The sequence below is a fragment of the Ruegeria sp. HKCCD7303 genome, assembly GCF_013111185.1.
Lineage (GTDB): Bacteria > Pseudomonadota > Alphaproteobacteria > Rhodobacterales > Rhodobacteraceae > Ruegeria.
In genome coordinates, this window is sequence record NZ_WVRE01000003.1 from 59,919 (window position 1) to 82,851 (window position 22,933).

Annotated in this window: 23 protein-coding genes and 1 riboswitch; of the genes, 20 read left to right on the forward strand and 3 right to left on the reverse strand. The window is 56.2% G+C overall.

The annotated features are described in order from the left end of the window. The first annotated feature begins 46 nt into the window (after nt 1-46). From GS630_RS09945 to cmk, 10 genes are all read left to right on the forward strand, one after another. A complete protein-coding gene (locus tag GS630_RS09945; RefSeq protein WP_371809070.1) occupies nt 47-811 on the forward strand; it encodes an outer membrane protein in 765 nt (254 codons plus the stop codon). A gap of 124 nt (nt 812-935) precedes the next feature. Further along, a complete protein-coding gene (locus GS630_RS09950) occupies nt 936-1,958 on the forward strand; it encodes a PhoH family protein (RefSeq protein WP_171181457.1) in 1,023 nt (340 codons plus the stop codon). A 36-nt stretch (nt 1,959-1,994) separates the two neighbouring features. Continuing rightward, a complete protein-coding gene (gene ybeY, locus GS630_RS09955; RefSeq protein ID WP_171181455.1) occupies nt 1,995-2,489 on the forward strand; it encodes an rRNA maturation RNase YbeY in 495 nt (164 codons plus the stop codon). 35 nt (nt 2,490-2,524) lie between these two features. Further along, nucleotides 2,525-3,412, forward strand: coding sequence for a hemolysin family protein (locus GS630_RS09960; RefSeq protein WP_171181446.1), 888 nt, complete (start codon nt 2,525-2,527; stop codon nt 3,410-3,412). Further along, the gene (lnt, locus tag GS630_RS09965; RefSeq protein WP_171181445.1) at nt 3,409-4,917 is read left to right on the forward strand and encodes an apolipoprotein N-acyltransferase; all 1,509 of its coding nucleotides are present in this window, start codon (nt 3,409-3,411) and stop codon (nt 4,915-4,917) included. The genes GS630_RS09960 and lnt overlap by 4 nt, the downstream gene beginning before the upstream one ends. A gap of 37 nt (nt 4,918-4,954) precedes the next feature. Then, a riboswitch (SAM-SAH riboswitch) is annotated at nt 4,955-5,003 on the forward strand. Nucleotides 5,004-5,008: 5 nt separating this feature from the next. Then, a complete protein-coding gene (metK, locus tag GS630_RS09970; protein WP_171181442.1) occupies nt 5,009-6,190 on the forward strand; it encodes a methionine adenosyltransferase in 1,182 nt (393 codons plus the stop codon). 97 nt (nt 6,191-6,287) lie between these two features. Further along, a complete protein-coding gene (gene trmB, locus GS630_RS09975) occupies nt 6,288-7,001 on the forward strand; it encodes a tRNA (guanosine(46)-N7)-methyltransferase TrmB (RefSeq protein WP_171619559.1) in 714 nt (237 codons plus the stop codon). Between the two features lie 85 nt (nt 7,002-7,086). Further along, a complete protein-coding gene (locus GS630_RS09980; protein WP_171619561.1) occupies nt 7,087-8,160 on the forward strand; it encodes an amidohydrolase family protein in 1,074 nt (357 codons plus the stop codon). An 85-nt stretch (nt 8,161-8,245) separates the two neighbouring features. Continuing rightward, nucleotides 8,246-9,592 carry a 3-phosphoshikimate 1-carboxyvinyltransferase gene (gene aroA / locus GS630_RS09985; protein ID WP_171181435.1) on the forward strand — a complete coding sequence of 449 codons (1,347 nt, stop codon included), beginning with the start codon at nt 8,246-8,248 and terminating at the stop codon, nt 9,590-9,592. After that, nucleotides 9,589-10,206, forward strand: a complete 618-nt coding sequence (gene cmk / locus GS630_RS09990; protein WP_171181433.1) for a (d)CMP kinase — start codon at nt 9,589-9,591, stop codon at nt 10,204-10,206. The genes aroA and cmk overlap by 4 nt, the downstream gene beginning before the upstream one ends. Nucleotides 10,207-10,230: 24 nt before the next feature. On the opposite strand, the gene GS630_RS09995 is transcribed toward cmk, so the two are convergent. Then, nucleotides 10,231-10,707, reverse strand: coding sequence for a YHS domain-containing (seleno)protein (locus GS630_RS09995; RefSeq protein ID WP_171181432.1), 477 nt, complete (start codon nt 10,705-10,707; stop codon nt 10,231-10,233). Nucleotides 10,708-10,925: 218 nt separating this feature from the next. Between GS630_RS09995 and GS630_RS10000 the strand changes: the two genes are divergently transcribed. The 10 genes from GS630_RS10000 to GS630_RS10045 all read left to right on the forward strand — a co-directional run bounded on the left by GS630_RS10000 (nt 10,926) and on the right by GS630_RS10045 (nt 21,303). After that, a complete protein-coding gene (locus GS630_RS10000; protein ID WP_171181430.1) occupies nt 10,926-11,474 on the forward strand; it encodes a hypothetical protein in 549 nt (182 codons plus the stop codon). Nucleotides 11,475-11,784: 310 nt separating this feature from the next. Next, nucleotides 11,785-13,470, forward strand: a complete 1,686-nt coding sequence (locus GS630_RS10005) for a tryptophan halogenase family protein (RefSeq protein ID WP_171181428.1) — start codon at nt 11,785-11,787, stop codon at nt 13,468-13,470. A 146-nt stretch (nt 13,471-13,616) separates the two neighbouring features. Then, complete coding sequence (locus tag GS630_RS10010) at nt 13,617-13,919, forward strand: DUF6525 family protein (protein ID WP_256368693.1); 303 nt, start codon at nt 13,617-13,619, stop codon at nt 13,917-13,919. Nucleotides 13,920-14,182: 263 nt separating this feature from the next. Continuing rightward, nucleotides 14,183-15,859, forward strand: a complete 1,677-nt coding sequence (rpsA, locus tag GS630_RS10015; protein ID WP_068337749.1) for a 30S ribosomal protein S1 — start codon at nt 14,183-14,185, stop codon at nt 15,857-15,859. A 270-nt stretch (nt 15,860-16,129) separates the two neighbouring features. Further along, nucleotides 16,130-16,414, forward strand: coding sequence for an integration host factor subunit beta (gene ihfB / locus GS630_RS10020; RefSeq protein WP_050603110.1), 285 nt, complete (start codon nt 16,130-16,132; stop codon nt 16,412-16,414). A 7-nt stretch (nt 16,415-16,421) separates the two neighbouring features. Beyond that, nucleotides 16,422-16,772 (forward strand): lipopolysaccharide assembly protein LapA domain-containing protein, encoded by a 351-nt coding sequence (locus tag GS630_RS10025; protein ID WP_171235358.1) that lies wholly within the window; start codon nt 16,422-16,424, stop codon nt 16,770-16,772. An 11-nt stretch (nt 16,773-16,783) separates the two neighbouring features. Beyond that, nucleotides 16,784-17,425 carry a phosphoribosylanthranilate isomerase gene (locus tag GS630_RS10030; RefSeq protein WP_171619563.1) on the forward strand — a complete coding sequence of 214 codons (642 nt, stop codon included), beginning with the start codon at nt 16,784-16,786 and terminating at the stop codon, nt 17,423-17,425. Nucleotides 17,426-17,472: 47 nt separating this feature from the next. Next, the gene (locus tag GS630_RS10035) at nt 17,473-17,808 is read left to right on the forward strand and encodes a hypothetical protein (RefSeq protein WP_171235356.1); all 336 of its coding nucleotides are present in this window, start codon (nt 17,473-17,475) and stop codon (nt 17,806-17,808) included. 69 nt (nt 17,809-17,877) lie between these two features. After that, the gene (gene trpB / locus GS630_RS10040) at nt 17,878-19,125 is read left to right on the forward strand and encodes a tryptophan synthase subunit beta (RefSeq protein ID WP_171235355.1); all 1,248 of its coding nucleotides are present in this window, start codon (nt 17,878-17,880) and stop codon (nt 19,123-19,125) included. 522 nt (nt 19,126-19,647) lie between these two features. Next, nucleotides 19,648-21,303 carry an Ig-like domain-containing protein gene (locus tag GS630_RS10045; protein ID WP_171619565.1) on the forward strand — a complete coding sequence of 552 codons (1,656 nt, stop codon included), beginning with the start codon at nt 19,648-19,650 and terminating at the stop codon, nt 21,301-21,303. A 28-nt stretch (nt 21,304-21,331) separates the two neighbouring features. Here GS630_RS10045 and GS630_RS10050 read toward each other — a convergent pair whose 3' ends face one another. Continuing rightward, a complete protein-coding gene (locus GS630_RS10050; protein ID WP_171712003.1) occupies nt 21,332-21,706 on the reverse strand; it encodes a DUF2237 family protein in 375 nt (124 codons plus the stop codon). 9 nt (nt 21,707-21,715) lie between these two features. Next, on the reverse strand, nt 21,716-22,879 hold the full coding sequence (locus GS630_RS10055) for a serine hydrolase (RefSeq protein ID WP_171712005.1): 1,164 nt from the start codon (nt 22,877-22,879) through the stop codon (nt 21,716-21,718). Nucleotides 22,880-22,933 lie beyond the last annotated feature (54 nt).

The following is a 22,933-nucleotide window of genomic DNA, read 5'->3' on the forward strand; positions in this document are numbered from 1 at the left end:
AAAACGGTTTTAGGCCAATCTTGCGGCCGGAGTTATGGAGGCACGAGTGACGACCCTTACGAACTTCAGGATTTCAAAACTTGGCAGAACATTGCCTGCGGCATCGGTTGCCACTCTTCTTGCCAGTGCGACAATAGCAGGTGATCTGAAGGAAACTGTGACGGAACCCGAAGTGATCAGCCCGTCCAGATTCGGCAGCGACGTCAGCGCTTTCTATCTGGGTTTGGCCGGTGGGTATGGCGCGGGTGGCGATGATCGTTTCGGCCTCAGGACACCCGCCGGATTGTTCGATATCGGCGAACAGGATTTGTCCGGCTCTTACGGAGAGATTCGTGGAGGCTGGCGCGGCATCCTGCCCGCCAGAGGTGGCCGTGATTACGTATATGGCTTTGAAATCGGGTATCAGCTCGGATCCTTCGATGACAGTGTCAGTGCCCGGATTGGAGGTTTCGATGTTCAGGGTGGGACCGAGGTGTCAGATGTGCTGGCGATCCGGTTTAGAAATGGTCTGACCAACCGCAGCGGACGAATCCTGTACTTTGTCAGCATCGGCTATTTGTGGGGTGACGTTGACACGACCAACAGCATCACATCAGGCAGTTCGACGCAGAATTTCGCGGTTACTGATCGGCGGAACGGATACTCGGCCAGCATCGGGGCCGAACATAAACTGAGCGACAGCTGGTCGATTACCGGTGAATACGAATACGTCCAATTCGACTCGAAAACCATTGCGTTCAGCTCGGGGTTTTCCACTAAGTCGACACCTAAATATGGCGGCCTGAGATTTGGGCTGAACTACACCTTTTGATGTAGACCCGAACGGCATATTTCGGCTGTTTTGTCATCCAAGCACTAATTTTTGAAACTGTGGCTTGCGCCCACCGAGTTTTGTTGTCTACGCTCAGGGTGAACAGCCAAGACAGGAGAACGGATTGGCCATCGGTGCCCTGACCCCACCGCAAGATGAAATGCCCCAGCGCGAGGCGTTTGTAGAATTTCCCGACAACCGATTGTTGATTGACCTGTGTGGTGAATATGACCGCAATCTGACGGATATTGAAAGCAAGCTTTCCGTCCAGATTGTACGTCGTGGCAATCAGCTTGTTGTCATGGGGGATGAAGATGCTCAGAAACACGCCGTGGAGGTTCTGCAGTCGCTCTATACTCGCCTGGAAGGTGGGCGCGAGGTAGAGGCTGCGGATGTAGATCGCGAGCTCCGCATGGGGGCCTCGGAACAAGGCACTGGCTCCCGCGACGGCGATCAGCTTGAAATGTTCAAGGGCGGATCGGTCGAGATCAAGACCCGCAAGAAACTGGTTGAACCGCGCACGGATGCCCAAAAGGCCTATGTTCAGTCGCTCTTCCAGAACGAGTTGGCCTTTGGCATTGGTCCTGCGGGAACGGGGAAAACGTATCTGGCGGTGGCTGTGGGTGTTTCGATGTTCATCGGCGGCCACGTGGATCGAATCATCCTGAGCCGCCCAGCGGTCGAAGCGGGTGAAAAGCTGGGCTACTTGCCCGGTGACATGAAGGACAAGGTCGATCCGTATATGCAGCCGCTCTATGATGCGCTGAACGACTTCCTGCCGGGCAAGCAACTGGCCAAGCTGATTGAGGAAAAACGAATCGAAATCGCTCCGCTGGCATTCATGCGCGGTCGAACGCTGGCGAACGCCTTTGTGGTTCTGGACGAGGCGCAGAATGCGACGACCATGCAGATGAAGATGTTCCTGACCCGTTTGGGTGAGGGTAGTCGTATGGTGATTACCGGCGACAGGTCGCAAGTTGATCTGCCGCGCGGGGTGCAGTCAGGCTTGGCGGATGCTGAAAGGTTGTTGAAAACGATACCAAATATCAGCTTCAACTACTTCACCTCAAAAGACGTCGTTCGTCACCCGCTTGTCGCCGCCATCATCGAAGCGTATGAGGCCGATGCGGGCCGCGATACCAGTTGAGTGCAAGGCCCTTTGCAAGGGCTGATGTGCGGTAAGATGAAGCTGGAACTCACTGTCGAAGACAATCGGTGGCAAGGTCTTGAGGCTTTGTCGCATAAGGCGATTTCTGCTGTTTTGACGTTTGTCGAGCTGGACTCTGAGGTCTGTGAAGTTAGCGTTCTGGGCTGCGACGATGCGCGGATCGCAGACCTGAATACAGAGTTTCGCGGCAAGCCAAGTGCCACCAATGTTCTGAGTTGGCCAGCCGAGGATCTGGCCCCGGAAGAGCCGGGTCAGGAGCCGGTTTCACCGGAGCCGGACTTTACAGGTGAAATCCCCTTAGGTGATATCGCGATTTCTTTCGACACCTGCGCGCGTGAGGCGGCGGAGGCTGGGAAGGCGATGGACGATCACGTGATCCATTTGCTTGTTCACGGAACGTTGCATTTACTGGGGTATGATCACATTCGTGATCCTGATGCCACCCTGATGGAAGGGATTGAGGTCGAGATACTTGGCAAATTAGGTATCGATGACCCATATAAGGTATGAAGGGGTCAGATGACCCGATCAGTTGGAACAGGATAATGGGCGAGACAGACGGCAGTTCTAGGGCGGCGCACAGCGCGCAACCACAGGACAGCAGCAATGCGACCGAAGAGAAAAGCGGTTTCTTTTCAAGGATCATAGATGCGTTTTCGGGTGATGAGTCCCAACCGCAACCGGTGTTGAACGGGCAGGATGCAACGGTACCCCAATCCCGAGGGATGATTAACCTGCGTCGGATGCGCGTGGAAGATGTCGCCATTCCTACGGCAGAAATCATTTCCGTCCCTTCGACGATCTCCAAGGACGAGCTGGCGGATGTCTTTCGCGAAAGCGGGCTTTCCAGAATCCCGGTCTATGAAGGTACCCTGGATACGCCGCTGGGGTTCGTCCACCTCAAAGACTTTGCCTTGACTCATGGGTTCAATGGCGGAGGTAGCAACTTTGATCTCGTTTCGATGCTGCGCACGCTGCTTTTCGTGCCGCCTTCAATGCCGATCGGCGTCCTGCTGACCAAAATGCAGACGGAGCGACGCCATATGGCGTTGGTGATCGATGAGTACGGTGGCGTTGATGGCCTGTTGACCATCGAGGACCTGATCGAGCAGGTCGTAGGTGAAATCGCAGACGAACATGATGCAGATGAAGATCAGCTTTGGGTGCAAGAGAAGCCCGGTTGTTATGTCGTTCAGGCCCGTGTCCCTCTTGAGGATTTCGAGGCCGAGATTGGCCGCTCGTTGACCAGCCATGAAGACGTGGATGAAGAAGAAATCGATACTCTGGGCGGCTTGGTGTTCATGCTGTCGGGCCGTGTGCCCGCACGGGGAGAGGTTGTGATCCACCCTGAAGGACCGGAATTTGAAGTCATCGACGCCGATCCGCGACGTATAAAAAGGCTTCGCGTCATGCTGCCGGATATCGCTGCATGACCCCCACGCGGGGCTGGCCTTTCCCGCTGAGGTTACTGGCCGTCGCCATGCTGGGCGGAGTGGCGGGGTTTGGTTTGGCGCCTTATGGCTATTGGGCACTTACTATCCTGTCTCTGATCCTGATCGTACCGATTTTTCTGGCTAGTGAAACCCGCGCGCGGGCTGGCTGGATAGGTTGGGTCTTTGCGACGGGCTATTTCGCGCATGCGCTTAGTTGGATCATCGAGCCGTTTCAGGTGGACGCGGAACGCCACGCCTGGATGGCACCGTTTGCGCTGTTGTTTATGGCAGGGGGCCTCGCCCTGTTCTGGGCCGTTTCTTTTTGGATGTCTCGCCGCCCGGGCGCGTCACCTTTTCACCAAAGCTTGCTCTTGATCGTTACCCTGTCCTTGGCTGAACTGGCCCGAGGCTACGTGCTAACCGGTTTCCCTTGGGCAGGGGTTTCGCAGGTCTGGATCGATACACCAGTAGCGCAATTGTTGTCTTTGTTCGGGCCGTTTGGGTTAAACGCCCTGACGTTCGCCGCGACCTTCCCAATCGGTTCGGCAATGATGCACCCCAGACCTTTTCGAGGGCTGGTGCAGTCACTGGTATTTACAGCCGGATTGGCCGTCGTCGCGTTAAGCTATGCCGCGATACGGCCAACGGTTCACGACGGACCGCACGTCGTTCGGGTGGTGCAACCAAATGCGCCTCAGCATCAAAAATGGGATCCGGCATACGCCCCTTTGTTCTTTTCAAGGCAGATTGAGTACACCGCCGCCCGACCAGAGCCTGATCTGATCGTTTGGCCTGAAACTGCTGTGCCCGCTTGGCTTGGCAGTGCACAACCGTTTTTAGCCGCGATTGCAGATGCCGCGCAGGGAACCCCGGTTGTACTGGGCATACAGCGCGGAGACGGGCCGAGGATTTTCAACTCGATGATCCAACTTGATGCCAACGGGCAGCAGGCAGGGCTTTATGACAAACACCATCTGGCCCCTTTCGGAGAATATGTTCCTTTCGGCGACCTGTTGGGGCGTTTTGGCATTCACGGAATGGCAGCAACGACAGGCCATGGATTCAGCGCGGGCCCTGGCCCCGAATTGATGGATATGGGAGAGCTGGGGAATGCTCTGCCGCTGATCTGCTACGAAGCCGTTTTTCCACAAGATGTAAACGGTGCATCGGGGCGGGCGGATTTCCTTTTGCAGATCACCAATGATGCCTGGTTCGGAACCCGATCTGGCCCGTATCAGCATATGGTTCAAGCTCGGATGAGGGCGATCGAACAGGGCCTGCCGATGATCCGTTCAGCGAATACTGGTATATCGGCCATGATCGACCCTCTGGGCCGTGTCACGGCCTCTTTGTCTTTGGGCGAGGCCGGATATCTCGATGCCGTCCTTCCATTGCCGCAACAGTCGACTATTTATTCGCGGACAGGAGACAGTGCCGTTCTTGTGATCCTTTTGTTTCTTGGCGCCATCATCCTATTCAGTGCTCGCTTGCGCGAGAACTATTAGAGATTGACCGCACCTGCACGTGGGCGTATGCGTCTTTGACCTGTCACAACGGCTTCCTGGCGTGGCAGAGAAACCCTAATGGAGCACATTTATGTCCCGACAGAACTATACTTTTACTTCGGAGTCCGTTTCCGAAGGGCACCCTGACAAGGTCTGTGACCGCATTTCGGATGCCGTCCTTGACGCATTTCTGAATGAAGAACCCGAAGCACGTGTGGCCTGCGAGACCTTTGCCACGACCAACCGTGTCGTTATTGGCGGCGAAGTCGGCCTGTCGGATAAAGACAAGCTGCACGACTACATGGGTCGTATTGAAGAGATTGCCCGCGATTGTATCAAAGATATTGGCTATGAGCAGGACAAGTTTCACCACGAAACCGTCGAGGTAACAAACCTGCTACACGAACAATCCGCTCACATTGCACAAGGTGTTGATGCTGCGGATAACAAAGACGAAGGTGCAGGCGACCAGGGCATCATGTTTGGTTACGCCACAACCGAAACCCCCGCGCTTATGCCCGCACCGATCCAGTACTCGCACGCTATCCTGCGTCGTCTGGCCGAAGTGCGCAAAAGCGGTGCCGAACCTGCGCTGGGCCCCGATGCCAAGTCACAATTGTCCGTCATCTATAATGATGGCAAGCCGGTCGGCGTAAGCTCGGTCGTTTTGTCGACGCAGCATCTGGATGAAGCGCTGACATCCGACGACATCCGCGAAATCGTTGAACCCTATATTCGCGAAACTCTGCCCGAAGGCTGGTTGTCTGCTGATACTGAATGGCATGTGAATCCAACGGGCAAATTCGTGATTGGTGGCCCGGATGGCGACGCAGGTCTGACCGGTCGCAAGATCATTGTTGACACATATGGTGGCGCGGCCCCGCATGGCGGCGGCGCGTTCTCGGGCAAAGACCCGACCAAGGTGGACCGTTCCGCTGCTTATGCCGCACGTTACCTGGCTAAGAACGTTGTCGCTGCTGGCATGGCAGAGCGTTGCACGATCCAGCTGAGCTATGCGATTGGCGTTTCCAAGCCGCTGTCGATTTATGCTGACACGTATGGAACAGGTCACGTTTCAGATGAAGTTATCGAAAAGGCCGTTGGGCAGGTCATGGATCTGACACCGCGCGGCATTCGTGAGCATCTGCAAATGAACAAGCCGATCTATCAGCGCACTGCAGCTTACGGCCATTTTGGGCGTGAACCTGATGCAGATGGCGGCTTTAGCTGGGAACGCACTGATCTGGTTGACGCGCTGAAAGCCGCAGTCTGATCCAAACAGAAAGAAAGCGCGCCTGTCGGGCGCGCTTTTTTGTTGCGGGCACGTCGCGCACTTGCAACGCCAAGGCCCGCGCAGTATGGCCACCGCCATGAGCACCGAGACCCCACAACGCCCGCGCAGAAATTTCTATGGCCGCTTCAAGGGTAAGACCCTGAAGCCCAGCCAAAAGACTTATCTGAATGAAGACTTGGCCGCGCTGTCGCCCGGAGCGGTGGATTGGGAAACTAATCCCGAACGCAACCCATTGGACTTGGATGGGCTGTTCGGAGGCAAGCCTGTTTGGCTTGAAATTGGCTTTGGCGGCGGTGAACATCTGGTGCATCAGGCGCAAAGCAACCCGGATATCGGCATCATCGGGGCAGAACCTTATATCAACGGTGTTGCGATGCTGCTGGGTAAAATCCGGCAAGCGGGGGTCGAGAACCTGGCTGTACATCCCGGCGATGCGCGCGATCTGTTCGATGTGTTGCCCGAAGCCAGCATCTCGCGCGCCTTCCTGCTCTATCCGGACCCTTGGCCAAAGACCCGCCATCATCGCCGCCGTTTTGTGACGCCTGAACATCTGGAGCCATTGGCAAAGGTGTTGAAGCCGGGTGCGATCTTTCGCGTTGCCACCGACATTCCCGACTATGTGCGCCAAACGCTGGAAGAAGTTCCACGCGCGGGATTCGAATGGCTGGCGGAACGCCCAGCGGATTGGCGTGAGCCCTGGAATGACTGGATTTCAACCCGATACGAACAAAAGGCCCTGCGGGAAGGGCGGGCGCCACATTACCTGACTTTCCGTCGGATTGATTCCTGATCAGTTTCAAATTTCTGTAATCCTGAACACTATGTTAGTCTGTGTGCGGAGTACGCATTTCAGCATTGTTTTTTCCAGGATTGCCATGTCTGACATACGGATCACGAACTGCCACACGCACCTGTTTCACGCGCGCCATGTGCCCGAGGATTACCCTTATCCAGCGCTCAGGCCATTCAAGAAGATGCCTTGGCTGATCAAAGCCCTGGCATTTGGTGCCCGTCTGGTTGGTCAGCATACAGCCGCCGAGAAACTGGACAGGCTCTATCGCTTTCAGCAGGAAACAGACGCGGGCAGCCAGCGTGATATTCTGGACAACCTGAGGCGACACTATCCGAGCGATACCCGCTTTGTCGTCCTGCCAATGGAGATGTCAGCCTTTGGCTTTGGGACGCCAGAGGTTTCGTTGAGCGCGCAACATGACGAGTTGGCGAAGCTGTCTGGCGACCCCGAGGTCGGCCGATCAGTGATACCCTTTGCAACGATTGACCCGCGGGCGGATCCACAGGCCACAGAACTCTGGCGGGCCATAGATGGTCTGAAGTTTCGCGGCCTAAAACTCTATCCGCGTCTTGGATTCGCACCGGACGATCCGGTTCTAATGCAGCATGTTTACCCACGGTTGGAAGAGTTGAACCTGCCGGTCATGTCGCATTGCTCACGCGGCGGTGTTCAGGGGCGCTATCTTTCGAACTATTGGGCCGACCGCTATACCGAGCCAGAGGCGTTTATTCCCGTAATGCGTGCTCATCCCAAGCTACGGATTTGCCTGGCGCATTTTGGCGGTCAGCGGGACTGGGATGCCTATGTCAATCCGGATCGCAAGAACCCGCTGGACGACGCCTTCAACAGGAACTGGCAAGTGGCGATCCGGCAGATGATCGGCAGCGGAAATTACCCGGGCCTCTGGACGGATATCTCTTACACATTGTTCCAGTTCGAGGATTACGCCCCCTTCTTGCGCATTTTTCTAACCGGCGAGGATGAAGAAGGTGAGCGCCTCAGGTCGCGTGTCCTGTTTGGATCAGATTACTACATGACCCGGCAAGAAGCGCTGTCAGAAAAGGCGGTCTGTTTCCGGCTGCGCAACATCTTGGGCGAGGAGATTTTCCGGCAGATCGCCGAAGAAAACCCAGCGAAATGGCTGGGTGAAGCCTGAGAGACCGCTTTGCAATCATTGCCGCTGGACCAAGCCGCTCCAATTCGCTAATCCGCCTTGAACTGATAGCGCAAAAGGAGCCCCCATGTCCGGACACGGCACGCCCATCCCGATGACTTCGCATCCCTGCGGCCCGCTGACCGGCACGGCCGAGGTGCCGGGTGACAAGTCGATCTCGCACCGGTCGCTGATCCTTGGCGCGATGGCTGTGGGTGAGACCAGGATCTCGGGCCTGCTGGAGGGCGAAGACGTTTTGGACACGGCCAAGGCGATGCGGGCCTTTGGGGCTGAGGTTACGGATCACGGTGGCGGGGAATGGACCGTGCATGGCGTGGGCGTTGGCGGATTTGCCGAACCGGATCAGGTGATCGATTGCGGCAACTCAGGCACCGGCGTGCGACTGATCATGGGCGCTATGGCAACCTCTCCGATCACGGCGACCTTTACGGGCGATGCCAGCCTGAACAAACGCCCAATGGCGCGGGTGACTGACCCTCTGGCCCTGTTTGGTGCGCAATCGGTTGGTCGGTCCGGGGGGCGTCTGCCAATGACCATCGTGGGCGCGGCAGACCCCGTGCCGGTTCGCTACGAAGTGCCCGTACCCTCGGCCCAGGTCAAATCTGCTGTGTTGCTGGCGGGATTGAATGCCCCCGGCAAAACCGTTGTGATCGAGAAAGAAGCGACCCGCGACCATTCTGAGCGTATGCTGGCTGGCTTCGGCGCTGAGATCACGGTTGAAGATACCGATGAAGGTCGTGTCATTACCCTGACAGGACGTCCTGAATTGAAGCCGCAGGTTATCGCCGTGCCGCGTGATCCGTCCAGCGCGGCCTTCCCAGTGTGCGCTGCGCTGATCACACCCGGCTCGGATGTGCTGGTGCCCGGCATTGGCCTGAACCCGACCCGCGCTGGTTTGTTCACCACATTGCGTGAGATGGGTGCAGACCTGACTTACGAGAATGAGCGCGAGGAGGGTGGCGAGCCTGTTGCCGATCTGCGTGCAAAATATTCGCCGAACATGAAGGGGATCACCGTGCCGCCGGAACGCGCGGCTTCGATGATCGATGAATACCCGGTTCTTTCCGTGGTTGCGGCCAACGCAACCGGCACCACGATGATGGGCGGTGTAAAAGAGCTGCGCGTCAAGGAAAGCGACCGCATCGACGCCATGGCGCGTGGCCTGCGCGCAAACGGTGTGACGGTCAATGAGGGTGACGATTGGTGGTCGGTCGAAGGGCTGGGTATCGGCAACGTTCCCGGGGCCGGCACCTGCGAAAGCTTTCTGGATCACCGCATTGCCATGTCTTTCATGGTGATGGGCATGGGCGCGCAGAAGCCAGTTAGCGTGGACGATGGCGGCCCGATTGCAACGTCTTTCCCGATTTTTGAACCGTTGATGGCATCGCTGGGTGCTAAGGTCGAACGCTCGTGAGCTTCACAGTCGCGATTGACGGGCCTGCGGCAGCGGGCAAGGGCACAATCTCAAAGGCCGTTGCAGCGCATTTTGGGTTTGCCCATCTGGACACAGGGCTGCTCTATCGTGCGGTGGGTCGACGCGTTTTGAAGGGTGTCGATCCTGTCGACGCGGCAAAGGCTTTGACCGCCGAAGAATTGTCGCAAGGCGATCTGCGCACTGCCGAAATCGCACAAGCCGCGTCCAAAGTGGCAGTCATTCCCGAGGTCCGCGCCGCGTTGGTGGATTTTCAACGCGCCTTTGCCCGTAGGGCTGGGGGGGCTGTTTTGGATGGGCGTGATATCGGGACGGTGATTTGTCCTAATGCCGAGGTGAAGTTGTTTGTGACGGCCAGCGCCGAAGTGCGTGCCGAACGCCGGTATCTTGAGCTCAGCGCCAAGGGTGCTGACGTGACGCGCGGACGGGTTCTGGCAGATGTCAAAGAACGCGACGCGCGCGATGCTGAGCGCAGCACTGCTCCGATGAAACCTGCGGAAGATGCGGTTCACTTGGACACAACCGAACTGAGCATCGACGCGGCATTGGCAAAAGCGCTTGAGGTCATCAACGCTAAACTGCCTGCGGCGCGTTAACACCGCAGGCAAAGGGGACAGAGCTTACAGCTCGCCCACGGCAACGCTTTTGATGTTTGCCCACTGATCGTCAGCAGTTTTTGCCGTATTGACAACGTCTTTCAGAAAGGCTGCGCGGGTTTCAGCATTCAGGAAAAGGTACAGTTTGCCGTCTGCCACCAGGTACTGATCCGGATCGCCGTCAAATTTCTTACCAACTGATACGCCGAACGAGCAGAAGCCGCCATGCTGCGGCAAGAAAGCCGCCGGGTTCGCCTCAAACGCTTCCCGGTTAGCTGCGGTCGTGAAGTAGTAAGAAGCACCGTCATAAGTTGCTGAGTGGGTTGCGAAGCCTTCCACGGGATTGCCGTCATTGACCAGTGCAACCAGATCAACGCCGTGCGCGGCCAGCGGCGCACCTGCGGCCGAGATGCCGTTGGAGACGTTGATCTCGTCAGCGGCAAAGGCCGGTGTGGATAGGGCGACAGCAGCCGCAAGAACGGGCAGGATGAGCGATTTCATAGTGGTTTTCCTTTTGATTTCAGTTTCGGACCGACCGGTGTGTCGACCGATGAAAAACAGTTAAGGTTAAGCTTCTGAACGTGTAATCTCAGAAAGAACGCGTTATTTTGCAGATCGTACAATTGACAGAATTATTGGGCTTCGCAGATCACTAAGCTTTGTTTGGCCAGTTTGAGCTTCACTACTTATTGTCAAAGCATGTCTGCAGGAGTGACCTCATGTTTCGCATAGCCATCTTTCTGATTTTCGCCGCCGGAAGCCTTGCTGCGCAGGAGGTCGCGCCCGAAGCCTCGCCTGATGGCCTAAATGCCGAGCCTCCAATGACATACGAGCGGCTGGGTAATATCCTTTTTGCACTGGACCCCGAAGCACAGCCCCATGGGCCTGGATTTCAGATGACAGTGGCCGGTGTTCAGGTTTTGGTCATCACTGACATCAATGCAGATCGGATGCGAGCCATGGTTGCGGTCGGCAATGCCGCAGATCTGTCCGAAGAAGACTTGATCCGGGTGATGCAGGCCAATTTCGACAGCACTCTGGACGCGCGTTATGCGATTGCAAATGGCATATTGTGGGCTGCGTTTATCCACCCTTTGTCGTTGCTGGAAAAGGATCAGCTAATCTCGGGGTTGGCGCAGACGGTGAATATCGCGAAGACGTATGGCACGCTTTATTCCGGCGGGGCTGCGGAATTTGGTGGGGGTGACAGTACGGATCTGCAACGTGCCCTGATCGAAGAGCTTTTGAAGAAGGGTGAAGAAATCTGACCGGCGCCTGAACCCAGCGCATGTCCTTATCTTAATCCGCTTCATTCGTACCGCTCTGCTGCGTTATTTGCGCGGCCAGGAAAGATTCCACATGCCACAGATCGCGTCGTGCCCGCCAAGAAAAGTCGCTTACCCGCAGATACGGTTCAAGCCGGTCGCATATGCGTGCGCAATATGCCGCGATAAGCCCTAGATGGACGCTGGAAAGCTGTTATAGTTTCCCTCAAGCAAAAAAGGGAAAGCTGCCAAATAACCCCAAAAAAGGGGGAAGCAGCTGCAAAATCCCCCGAGCCAACAGGGACAAAACCACATGAATAATCGTCTGAACCAAATCACCATCGTGGGCGGCGGCACGGCGGGATGGATGACCGCGCTGATCCTGGACATGGTGTTTTCCCGAACGTCGTCGCAAAAAGATCGCCCACGGATCTGCCTGATTGAAAGCCCCAATATATCGACCGTCGGGGTGGGCGAGGCCACGGTGCCCCGCATGCCTGTGACGCTGCGCCAGGCAGGCATTACAGAGCGGGATTTTTTCCGCGAAACCAACGCATCCTTCAAGCTGGGCGTGAAGTTCTGCAATTGGAACAAGGACCGCAAGGGTAATCGTATCGACTATGTGAATCCCTTTGCACACGGCCAGATGTTGGAAGGTTTGGATGCTGCCGAGTATTTCCTGCGGTTCGGCAATGGGGATCGGGACTTTACCCAGTCAATCTCGCCGCACGACGATCTGGGTCGGCTGTGCAAGGGCGCACGACAGTTGGGCCAGCCCGAGTTTGAGCAGCGGTTTGGTTACGCTTACCATCTGGATGCAGTGAAATTTGCCGGGATGCTGACCAAGGTCTGCACAGATCGAGGTGTTGAACATATCCGGGATGAGGTGCAATCAGTTGAACTGGATGAACAGGGCAATGTCAGCCATCTGACGCTCGAGCGTAGGGGTCGCCATGACATCGAGATGGTTATTGACTGCACCGGTTTCCGCGGATTGATCATCAACAAGGCGCTGGGCGAGCCGTTTTTGGATTACTCGGATTACCTGCCCAATGATCGCGCCATGGCGTTGCAGATCGAGCATCCGAATCCGAAAAAGATCGAGAGCCTGACACGATCCACCGCACTTGGCGCGGGCTGGACATGGCGGGTGCCGCTCTACAACCGTGTGGGCACGGGGTATGTGTTCTCATCGGCGCATCGAACCGATGATCAGGCGGCGGATGAGTACCTCGAATGGCTTGGGGACAGCGGCAAGGGTTTGACGCCGCGTGTCATTCCGATGCGCGTTGGACGTGTGCGCAATGCCTGGGTCAAGAACTGTGTCGCTATTGGTCTGTCTGGCGGCTTCATCGAACCGCTGGAAAGTACCGCGATCCACATGATTGATCATGCGGTGCGCTGGTTCGCCGAGCATTTGCCAACGCGCGCCATCGAGCCATCGCTGCGGGCAAGATACAATCGGCAGATGGACAAGATGTACAACGAGGTGCTGGAGTTTATCTGCCTGCACTACCGTTTGGGCAATCGCACGGACGATCCCTATTGGATCGATGCGCGGACACAGATGAAGGTGCCGGACCGGTTGGCCGAGAATTTGGAGCTATGGCAGCACCGCCTGCCAATGGATCACGATGTGGAATTCGCCACGCTTTTTGACCACCGCGTGTATCAGACGGTTCTGTTGGGCAAGCAGGTCTATGATACGGGGTATGGGCCAGGCATCCGGGATCGAGTGCGACCATTGAAGAAGGTGATCTGGTATCAGGGTATGCAGCGCGCGAAGGAAGATCTTGCTCAGATCATCAGATCAATGCCTGACCACAAAACGCTGCTGCGCGATATCCGCGGCGAGCTGGAGCGCCCTGCCTTTGGCAAGGCGAAGGTAGCGCAACCGACTGTTGCGATGCCCGGCACCACGCCAGCGCCTGTTAGGATTCAGAACATGCCGAACTTTGCAGAAATCCAAAGCGGTGCAAAAGATCTGCAGTTGTTCTAGAGGCCCTGTGAGCTCGGGGCAGAACCCACTTTGGCAAAAATGAAGGTTGGGGTGAACGCCCCTGCCTCAGGCTCGTCTTGGGTGGGCGAAAAAGCAGCCTAGTAGGCACTTGCGCAGCCTATTATCGTTATGTAATTACATAATGGATGCGAAGGATATGTGCATTGCAAAGACAGTCAGATCACGGCTGCAAATTCCGCCGAAATCTGCGGAGCGGCCTCAAACGTCGGCAAAGAGAAACTGCACCGATGCAGGTTTATGACTCGCTGCCGCCGGGCTTGCGGCAATGGTTGGCTGCTGCCAGTTTGCCGTGGAGCCCGGTGTCCGCTCAGAAAATATGGAACCGGGCCGGAGGTGCACGCGATCCGTCTGCCGCGTTGATGCGCTTGGATGAGATAGAACAGGCGATGTTGCAGCGCGATGCCGGGGTTTGGAGCGCCAAACGCTGAACAGCCCTCTGCAAAGACCTGCCGAACCTTGAAAACATGGGCTTTACCCTTGCACATGTCGAGGAATCCGCCTATACGCGCGCTGTCGATACAAGGGCGGTCAACGTCCGGATGACGTTTCTGAGCAGGGCCGGGTTACCTCGGCCCTTTGTGTTTGTTTGCTCAGGGGCGCACCGGGTCACGCCAGACGGCATCATGAAACAAGACCGGCGGAGACAACCGCTCGGCCAGCAAAAACGTACTGTAAAGGAAAACAACGCCACATGGCTAACGCATCCATGGAGGAATTCGAAGCCCTCCTTAACGAAAGCTTCGAAATGGACACACCCGAAGAGGGTTCTGTTGTCAAAGGCAAGGTTCTGGCGATCGAAGCCGGCCAGGCCATCATCGACGTAGGCTACAAAATGGAAGGCCGCGTTGATCTGAAAGAATTCGCAAATCCCGGCGAAGCCCCTGAAATCGCTGTTGGTGACGAGGTCGAAGTCTACCTGCGCGCCGCAGAAAACGCCCGTGGCGAAGCCGTCATCTCACGCGAGATGGCCCGCCGTGAAGAGGCATGGGACCGTCTGGAAAAAGCATATGCCGACGACCAGCGCGTCGAAGGTGCAATCTTTGGCCGCGTCAAAGGTGGCTTCACCGTCGATCTGGGTGGCGCAGTTGCGTTCCTGCCCGGCTCGCAGGTTGACGTTCGCCCTGTGCGCGACGCTGGCCCTCTGATGGGTCTGAAGCAGCCGTTCCAGATTCTGAAAATGGACCGCCGCCGTGGCAACATCGTTGTTTCGCGCCGCGCAATCTTGGAAGAATCGCGTGCCGAACAGCGTGCCGAAGTTATCGGCAACCTGTCCGAAGGTCAGACCGTCGAGGGTGTTGTCAAGAACATCACCGAATACGGTGCATTTGTTGACCTGGGCGGCGTTGACGGCCTGCTGCACGTCACCGACATGGCATGGCGCCGTGTGAACCACCCGTCCGAGATCCTGACGATCGGCGAAACCATCAAGGTTCAGGTCATCAAGATTAACAAAGAAACCCACCGCATCAGCCTAGGCATGAAGCAGCTGCAGGAAGATCCGTGGGATCTGGTTGCTGCGAAATACCCGCTGGGCTCGGTCCATCAGGGTCGCGTCACCAACATCACCGACTACGGCGCGTTCGTCGAGCTGGAAGCCGGTGTCGAAGGTCTGGTGCACGTCTCCGAGATGTCCTGGACCAAGAAAAACGTCCACCCCGGCAAGATCGTTTCGACCAGCCAGGAAGTCGACGTCATGGTTCTGGAAATCGACGGCGCCAAGCGTCGCGTGTCTCTGGGCCTGAAGCAGACTCAGCGCAACCCATGGGAAGTGTTTGCAGAAACTCACCCCGAGGGCACCGAGGTCGAAGGCGAAGTCAAGAACATCACCGAATTCGGTCTGTTCATTGGCCTCGAAGGCGACATCGACGGCATGGTTCACCTGTCGGATCTGTCCTGGGACGAGCGTGGCGAGGATGCGATCCAGAACTACCGCAAAGGCGACGTCGTTCAGGCGGTTGTCTCGGAAGTGGATGTCGAGAAAGAGCGTATTTCGCTGTCGATCAAAGCCCTGGGCGGTGACAAGTTCGCCGAAGCCGTGGGCGGCGTGAAACGTGGCTCGGTTATCACTGTCGAAGTGACCGCAATCGAAGATGGCGGCATCGAGGTCGAGTATGAAGGCATGAAGTCGTTCATCCGTCGTTCCGACCTGTCGCGTGACCGTGCCGAACAGCGCCCCGAGCGTTTCTCGGTCGGTGACAAGGTCGACGTCCGCGTCACCAACGTTGACAGCAAGACCCGCCGTCTGGGCCTGTCGATCAAGGCACGCGAGATCGCCGAAGAGAAAGAGGCCGTGGAACAGTACGGTTCTTCCGATTCGGGCGCGTCGCTGGGCGATATCCTGGGTGCAGCGCTGAAGTCGGGCGACTAATTCCGGGACACATCCCAAACAAGCTTTTCGGCCTCGCGCTTCAGCGCGGGGCCGTTTTTGTTGCGAATCAAGGTGTTCCAATCGGCCGTGTTAATTTCGGTAATGTTTGCGCTTTAAGTGCGGAAAAACCCCTGTCCGGCAAAAAATCGCGTGAGAATATGGTAAAATAAAGCCTCAGCGCGCAGAGTATGCGTTCCCCCAAACCGGATTTTTTCCTATACTGTCAAATCAGTAGACCTGACACACCGGCTGCCTGGGAGGGTATCACGCATGATCCGTTCAGAATTGATTCAGAAAATCGCTGACGAAAACCCACATCTCTATCAGCGTGATGTTGAGCGGATTGTGAATACCGTGTTCGAAGAAGTCACCGACGCCATGGCCCGCGGCGATCGTGTTGAACTGCGTGGTTTCGGCGCGTTTTCGGTCAAAAAGCGCGATGCGCGTGTGGGGCGTAACCCACGCACAGGAGAGACGGTGCAGGTCGAGGAAAAATGTGTACCGTTTTTCAAAACTGGTAAGTTGCTTAGGGACCGATTGAACGGTAAAGCCTGACCGTATGATGCGCTACATTCGATATGCTTTTCTTGGGACGCTTGGGATCATCCTGATTTCGGTGTCTCTGGCCAATGTTGAGTCGGTTGAACTCAAGCTGATGCCGGATCCGCTGGCTGAGTTGTTGGGATTCAATCTGACCGCTTCGCTTCCGTTGTTCCTGGTGGTTCTGGGTGGTGTTGTGGCCGGTCTGATCATTGGCTTCATTTGGGAATGGATGCGTGAACACAAGCATCGCCGTGACGCGACCGCGAAGAAAAGCGAAGTGCGCAAGCTCGAGCGAGAGGTCAATAAGCTCAAGAAAAAGCAAAACGAGGGCAAAGATGACGTTCTGGCCCTTCTGGATGAGGCAAGCTGAGCCCAATTCCCATGCCCGATGTTAGGTTCAAAATCTGCGGCTTGACCGCATCTGATCACGTGCGTGCAGCCGTTGAGGCCGGGGCAGGCTATGTCGGTTTTGTTTTCTTTCCGAAGTCACCTCGCCATCTGGACGTTGCGCAGGCTGCGGAACTGGCCAAAATGGTTCCGCCCGGCGTCGCCAAGGTGGCATTGGTGGTAAACGCCACTGACGAAGAGCTGGTCAGCATCGTGTCTGCGGTTCCGCTGGATATGCTGCAGTTACACGGTAAAGAGAGTCCTGAACGGGTTTCTGAGGTCCGGGACCGGTTCGGTTTGCCTGTGATGAAGGCGATAGGTGTTGCCGAGGCCGAGGATCTGGACGCAATAGATCTGTATTCCGAAGTGGCCGATCAATTGTTGATCGACGCAAAGCCGCCTCGGGGCGCGGAACTGCCAGGAGGCAACGGGCTGGCGTTTGACTGGCGCTTGCTGGCCGGTCGGAAATACTGGCGGCGTCCTTGGATGCTGGCCGGTGGTCTGACGCCGCAGAACGTTGCTGAAGCTGCCAGGATGACCGGCGCGCGGCAGGTCGATGTCTCTTCGGGCGTGGAAAGCGCGCCGGGTGTAAAGGACGCAACCCTGATCGGCGAATTTGCAGCCGCTTTGCAGTGATCTGATCCTTTAGTTGCCGCGTATCCCCGTTTGGGGAGGAAGACAGTATGTTGGCGGCAATAGGTGGTGTTTCCCTGAGACACTGGTACAACGCGCCCGAATTTTTCTGGCGCGCGGGTCAGGCGTACAGGCAAGCAAAAGGCGACCCGTTGTGTCTGCACGCAGCTGTGTTCCGGCAGGATGGGCTCTATTTTTCGCTGAGCGTTTGGCACGATATCGAGGCGATGCTGACGTTTGCACAATCGGGTCCTCATCGACGTGTCATGCTGGCAGCCGATCGGCTGGCGGATGTGAACCGGTTCTACCACTTTCCGTGCATAGGCGTGCCCTCTGCGGAACAGGCAATTCAGGTCTGGCGACAAAACATACGGGTTGCGGAATGATGCGTTTTGCCCATGGCAAATCTTGTCGCCACAACCTATGAACAACGGGTACGACGAGTGGAGACACCCATGGCCAACGATCTTTTCAATTCCTTCATGTCCGGCCCTGACGAGCAAGGCCGCTTTGGCATCTTCGGCGGGCGATTTGTCAGCGAAACGCTGATGCCGCTGATCCTGTCGCTGGAAGAGGAATACAACAAAGCCAAGGATGACCCCACCTTCTGGGCCGAGATGGATGATCTTTGGGCGAATTACGTTGGTCGCCCTTCGCCGCTGTATTTTGCGGAACGCCTGACTGAGCATCTGGGTGGCGCAAAGATCTACCTGAAGCGTGACGAGCTGAACCATACCGGCGCGCACAAGATTAACAACGTGTTGGGCCAGATCATTCTGGCGCGGCGCATGGGCAAAACCCGGATCATAGCTGAAACTGGGGCAGGGCAGCACGGCGTGGCAACTGCAACCGTTTGCGCCAAGTTTGGTCTGAAATGCATCGTGTACATGGGTGCGCATGACGTTCAGCGTCAGGCCCCGAACGTATTCCGCATGCGTCTGCTGGGGGCCGAGGTGATTCCAGTAACCTCGGGTCGTGGTACGCTGAAAGATGCGATGAACGACGCTCTGCGTGATTGGGTGACCAATGTGCGCGACACGTTCTACTGCATTGGTACCGTGGCCGGTCCGCATCCCTATCCGGCGATGGTCCGCGATTTTCAGTCGATCATCGGAAAAGAAGCGAAAGAGCAGATGATGAAGGCCGAAGGCCGTCTGCCCGATACGATCATCGCTGCCATCGGTGGTGGGTCGAATGCGATGGGTCTGTTCTACCCCTTCCTCGACGACAAAGAGGTGAACATCATCGGTGTTGAAGCTGGTGGCAAAGGTGTGAACGAGAAGATGGAGCATTGCGCTTCGCTGACCGGAGGCCGTCCGGGCGTGCTGCACGGTAACCGCACCTATCTGCTGCAGGATGATGATGGTCAGATACTTGAGGGCTATTCGATTTCGGCTGGTCTGGATTATCCGGGAATCGGGCCCGAGCATTCCTGGTTGAATGACATTGGTCGCGCCAATTATGTCTCGATCACCGACAAAGAGGCGCTTGAGGCGTTCCAGTTGTGTTGTGCGACCGAAGGCATCATCCCCGCGCTGGAGCCCAGCCACGCGCTGGCTCATGTGATGAAGATTGCGCCGGATCTGCCCAAGGATCACCTGATCTGCATGAACATGTGCGGTCGAGGCGACAAAGACGTTCAGACAGTGGCGAAATATCTGAATTTCGACATGTCTGACACCGAAGGCCGCACGGCTGACTAAAGTAAAGCCGCAGATGTTGCCACGGTTTTTCATTTCCGGGCAGCTGCACTGTGGAACTCGTCTTTTGATTGAGTCGTCTAAAGCCAGGAAGCGCGTGGTTCTCAGCTAGCAGTTGGCATGAATACGCGCGTTTCCTGATCGGACAAAGACTGACAAAATCCCTTCAACTGGTGCAATTTTGCTAGTTTTTGCCGGGTTCGATTGTCCTTTTGTAGCCGCTTCTGTGTACGTTGCTATGCAGTGGTTTTAAGCCCAGATCACTCAATAATAGCCATTTGTATTGCGTGGCGCTTATGTACTGCAAAACAAGCAAAACACATTCGCTGCACTAAGTGCTTAGTCGAGCGACTTCAAATTCTATACAACTTATAAGAATTGTTTTAACGTTTTGATAATCGGCTTATGGGGGCCGGTTATTTGGGGATGTCTCTACTTGTTGGAACAAGAGGTGACACGCTTGGGTTGCTGTTTTGACTCAAGCCACTCTTTGTTTGGCGCCCATGGAATGCTGTAGGAGGTAAAATGGTAAGGTCTGCTATGTTGAGGTTTTTGAGCCTCGTGCTTCTGGTTTCGATGCTTATCCTCACAAACGCCAAGGAAAGCCATGCACTTGGCGGACCTTCATTTCCTTCTCAGATCATTACGACCCCAAATGGTGGGCAGATTTTCCTAAGCAATCTCCAAGTTACTGAAACCGCCTTCATATCCTTGGGTGGCTCGGCAGAAGTTCCCGGAGGATCTTTCTATTTCAATTTCGGTACCATCCCGGCAAGCGCGATTACACCAGGTGGTTTGGCGACTTTGGGGTACCTCAACGCAACCAACATCAACCAAAACGGCGCGGACTCGACTTACGCAACTGATGGGTATCTTGGCGTGGTTTTCACAGCTCAGGAAACCGTTGGTGGACCGCTGTACCGCTATGAGATCGCGCTTTCGGGTGTCACGACCACTCAGGTTATCAACACACGGACGCTTGTGGACACAACCCAACCGACGGCCACAATCGGTGCACTGACAGCCACCGGAAACGGTACGTTTCAAGCGTCTATCACACTCAGCGAGCCCAGCACCGATTTCACGGTGGGGGACCTGTCGGTGACGAACGCAACGGCCACCCTAGCAGGGTCAGGGACCAACTATGTTGCAACGCTGACACCGCAGAATAACGGCACCATCGAACTGTTCATTCCAGCCGGTGTATTCACTGACGCAGCTGGCAACCTAAACCTTGCATCTAACACAGTGACGTCGGTTCAGGCGGTGACAAATACGCAGCGTCTGATTCAGGCGTTTCAGAATGCGCGTGCCACCAGCCTTGCAACCAACCAGCCGGGATTGACCCGGTTCTTGCAGCGGTCGGGTTCCGGCGTGTTGGACACGTCGGTGACGCAAGGTTCGGGGTATCTGAATTTTGCCTCAGATCCATCCAACCCGGTCTGGTTCAATTTGACCGGCAACTGGAGCTCTCAGGACGATTTCGACAGCTCCTATGCGTTGGCTGTTTTGGGCGCACATCGTCAGATCAGCGCGAACCTTCTGGTCGGGGCCATGCTGCAGCTCGACTATGCCGAAACGGATAACGGACCGGCCAGCGTGGACGGTACAGGGTGGCTGATTGGCCCTTACGTGGTCGCCAAGTTGCCCAGCCAGCCGGTGTTTTTTGAAGGGCGCGCTCTGTATGGACAGGCTGACAACGACATCTCTCCGCTTGGGACCTATACTGACAGTTTCGACAGCGAGCGTTGGTTGGTGCAATCACGTGTGACCGGCGAAATCAAACGCGGTGCACTGACGCTGATGCCACTGCTGGACGTCAGCTATGCCAGCGATGATCAAGAAAGCTACACCGACAGTCTGGGGAACCTGATACCGCAGCAGGACTTCAGTCTAACCACGGCTCGGTTGGGTATGGATTTCACACACCCCGTTCAGGTTTCGCGCGGTGACTTTATGCTGACGGGTGGCCTGTCAGGCATATGGAGCACGACTTCGGGCACAGGCACTGTCCCCGGCGTAACGCCGATTGGCGACACGGCGCGTGCGCGTGCGGATCTGGGCTTTGACTACCTCTTGGAAAACAACAGCTTGCTTGCGGCCAATGTGTTCTATGACGGCATTGGTGAAAGCGGGTTCGAAAACTACAGCCTCAGCCTGATCTGGCAAATGTCCTTCTGAACCAACTTAGGTGCGCCGCAGAGAATCGCTACTCTTCGGCTATGTGCTGTTGCAGAACATCCAATGGCACAATCTCTAACGCGCGCTGATGTGTGGCCTCCAGATGGACCTGCGGCGCACATCCTTCGTCATGCGCTTGCATAAAGCGGCTGGCACACAGGCACCAGCTGTCACCGGGTTTGAGACCCGGAAAGTCGAATTCGGGCCGAGCCGTGCTCAGATCATTGCCGACATATTTTGAAAACGCCAGAAACTCGGCCGTCATCACTGCACAGACGGTGTGGCTGCCCTGATCTTCGGTGCAGGTGTTGCACGCGCCGTCGCGGAAAAAGCCGGTTAAGGGGTTTCTTGAGCAGGGGGCGAGGACGCCACCCAGCACATTGATACTGTCTTGCTTTTGCATGAGGCTACCTTACAGGCTTTCTGCGATCTTGCGGAACATTTCGATGTTCTGATCATTCACGCCAGGTTCACGGAACAGTCGGTCTGCACCGGTTGAGACAATCAAAACGCCGCGAGGTTGATTGAAATAGATATACTGACCGTAAACGCCACGTGCCAGAAACTCACCCTCATGTGCGCCGCGGGGTATCCACCATTGATAGCCATACCCGATCTTGCCCTGTGCTGTGGGGGCGCTGGGTTGCGTGGCCTCAAATATCCATTCGGCGGGGACCAGTTGTAGCCCATTCACTTTACCGTCCTGTAGGATCATTTGCCCAAACCGAGCGAAATCGCGCGTGGTGAAGTTCAGGCCGCCCAACACAAAAGCAACGCCGGCACCGTCGGTAACATAGTATCCGTCGCGTTCCAGGCCCAAGGGCTGAATGACTTTTTCAATCAACAACTCTGCCACGCCTCGTCCTGTCGCGCCGCGTATCACCATGCCCAACACATGCGTATCGATCGAGACGTATTGCCAGGTTTCGCCCGGTGTCGCAAAGCTGTCTTGCAAAGATGCCGCAAAATCGTCCAGTTCACCGCCCAAGGCGATCACGCGGCCCATGCGGTTGATGTCAGAGTTTGGGTCCAGGTAATCCTCGTCAAACGTGACCCCGCTGGCCATGTTCAGAACATTGCGGATTGTCGCGGCGTCATAGGCGCTGCCCTTGAGTTTTGGCGCGTATTTCACCACCGGATCGTCCAGCGACTTGATTGCGCCCTCATCCAGCAGAATCCCAAACAGCGCTGACAAATAGCTTTTGGCCACCGACCACGAAATTCGACGATCATCCGGGCCTGTTCCCAAATAGTACTCCTCGAATCGGATACTTCCGCCCTGCATCACCAACAACGAGGTTACAGAGCGCTCTTCGATCCAGGCGTCAGTACCGTCCGGCAGATCGAACCCATCCCCATAAGGCAACTCCCAAGTAGGGGCGTCGCCACGAGGCAGGTCAACGGTTAAAAAAGCCTCGTCCATATGTGAAAAATTTTGAACGATCTTTTCTTCTGAAAACAGAGAGTTCACAGCCATCAGACGCTGCAATTCTTCACGTTTCCACAGCCCAACGACAACACCAGCCAGAGCCAGCGCCAAAACGATGCGCAGCACCCATTTCAAGATGGATCTCATCGCATAGCCTCCCTTATTCTTGGGTATTGAATCGCGGACGCCTTCATTCTGCAA

What these genes read in the sequence shown, in the direction of transcription:
- ybeY (WP_171181455.1), top strand. Translation starts at nt 1,995, where the DNA reads ATGAAGCTGGAACTCACTGTCGAAGACAATCGGTGGCAAGGTCTTGAG.
- GS630_RS09960 (WP_171181446.1), top strand. Translation starts at nt 2,525, where the DNA reads ATGGGCGAGACAGACGGCAGTTCTAGGGCGGCGCACAGCGCGCAACCA.
- lnt (WP_171181445.1), top strand. Translation starts at nt 3,409, where the DNA reads ATGACCCCCACGCGGGGCTGGCCTTTCCCGCTGAGGTTACTGGCCGTC.
- metK (WP_171181442.1), top strand. Translation starts at nt 5,009, where the DNA reads ATGTCCCGACAGAACTATACTTTTACTTCGGAGTCCGTTTCCGAAGGG.
- trmB (WP_171619559.1), top strand. Translation starts at nt 6,288, where the DNA reads ATGAGCACCGAGACCCCACAACGCCCGCGCAGAAATTTCTATGGCCGC.
- GS630_RS09980 (WP_171619561.1), top strand. Translation starts at nt 7,087, where the DNA reads ATGTCTGACATACGGATCACGAACTGCCACACGCACCTGTTTCACGCG.
- aroA (WP_171181435.1), top strand. Translation starts at nt 8,246, where the DNA reads ATGTCCGGACACGGCACGCCCATCCCGATGACTTCGCATCCCTGCGGC.
- GS630_RS09995 (WP_171181432.1), bottom strand. Translation starts at nt 10,707, where the DNA reads ATGAAATCGCTCATCCTGCCCGTTCTTGCGGCTGCTGTCGCCCTATCC.
- GS630_RS10000 (WP_171181430.1), top strand. Translation starts at nt 10,926, where the DNA reads ATGTTTCGCATAGCCATCTTTCTGATTTTCGCCGCCGGAAGCCTTGCT.
- GS630_RS10005 (WP_171181428.1), top strand. Translation starts at nt 11,785, where the DNA reads ATGAATAATCGTCTGAACCAAATCACCATCGTGGGCGGCGGCACGGCG.
- GS630_RS10010 (WP_256368693.1), top strand. Translation starts at nt 13,617, where the DNA reads ATGCGAAGGATATGTGCATTGCAAAGACAGTCAGATCACGGCTGCAAA.
- rpsA (WP_068337749.1), top strand. Translation starts at nt 14,183, where the DNA reads ATGGCTAACGCATCCATGGAGGAATTCGAAGCCCTCCTTAACGAAAGC.
- ihfB (WP_050603110.1), top strand. Translation starts at nt 16,130, where the DNA reads ATGATCCGTTCAGAATTGATTCAGAAAATCGCTGACGAAAACCCACAT.
- GS630_RS10025 (WP_171235358.1), top strand. Translation starts at nt 16,422, where the DNA reads ATGCGCTACATTCGATATGCTTTTCTTGGGACGCTTGGGATCATCCTG.
- GS630_RS10030 (WP_171619563.1), top strand. Translation starts at nt 16,784, where the DNA reads ATGCCCGATGTTAGGTTCAAAATCTGCGGCTTGACCGCATCTGATCAC.
- GS630_RS10035 (WP_171235356.1), top strand. Translation starts at nt 17,473, where the DNA reads ATGTTGGCGGCAATAGGTGGTGTTTCCCTGAGACACTGGTACAACGCG.
- trpB (WP_171235355.1), top strand. Translation starts at nt 17,878, where the DNA reads ATGGCCAACGATCTTTTCAATTCCTTCATGTCCGGCCCTGACGAGCAA.
- GS630_RS10045 (WP_171619565.1), top strand. Translation starts at nt 19,648, where the DNA reads ATGGTAAGGTCTGCTATGTTGAGGTTTTTGAGCCTCGTGCTTCTGGTT.
- GS630_RS10050 (WP_171712003.1), bottom strand. Translation starts at nt 21,706, where the DNA reads ATGCAAAAGCAAGACAGTATCAATGTGCTGGGTGGCGTCCTCGCCCCC.
- GS630_RS10055 (WP_171712005.1), bottom strand. Translation starts at nt 22,879, where the DNA reads ATGAGATCCATCTTGAAATGGGTGCTGCGCATCGTTTTGGCGCTGGCT.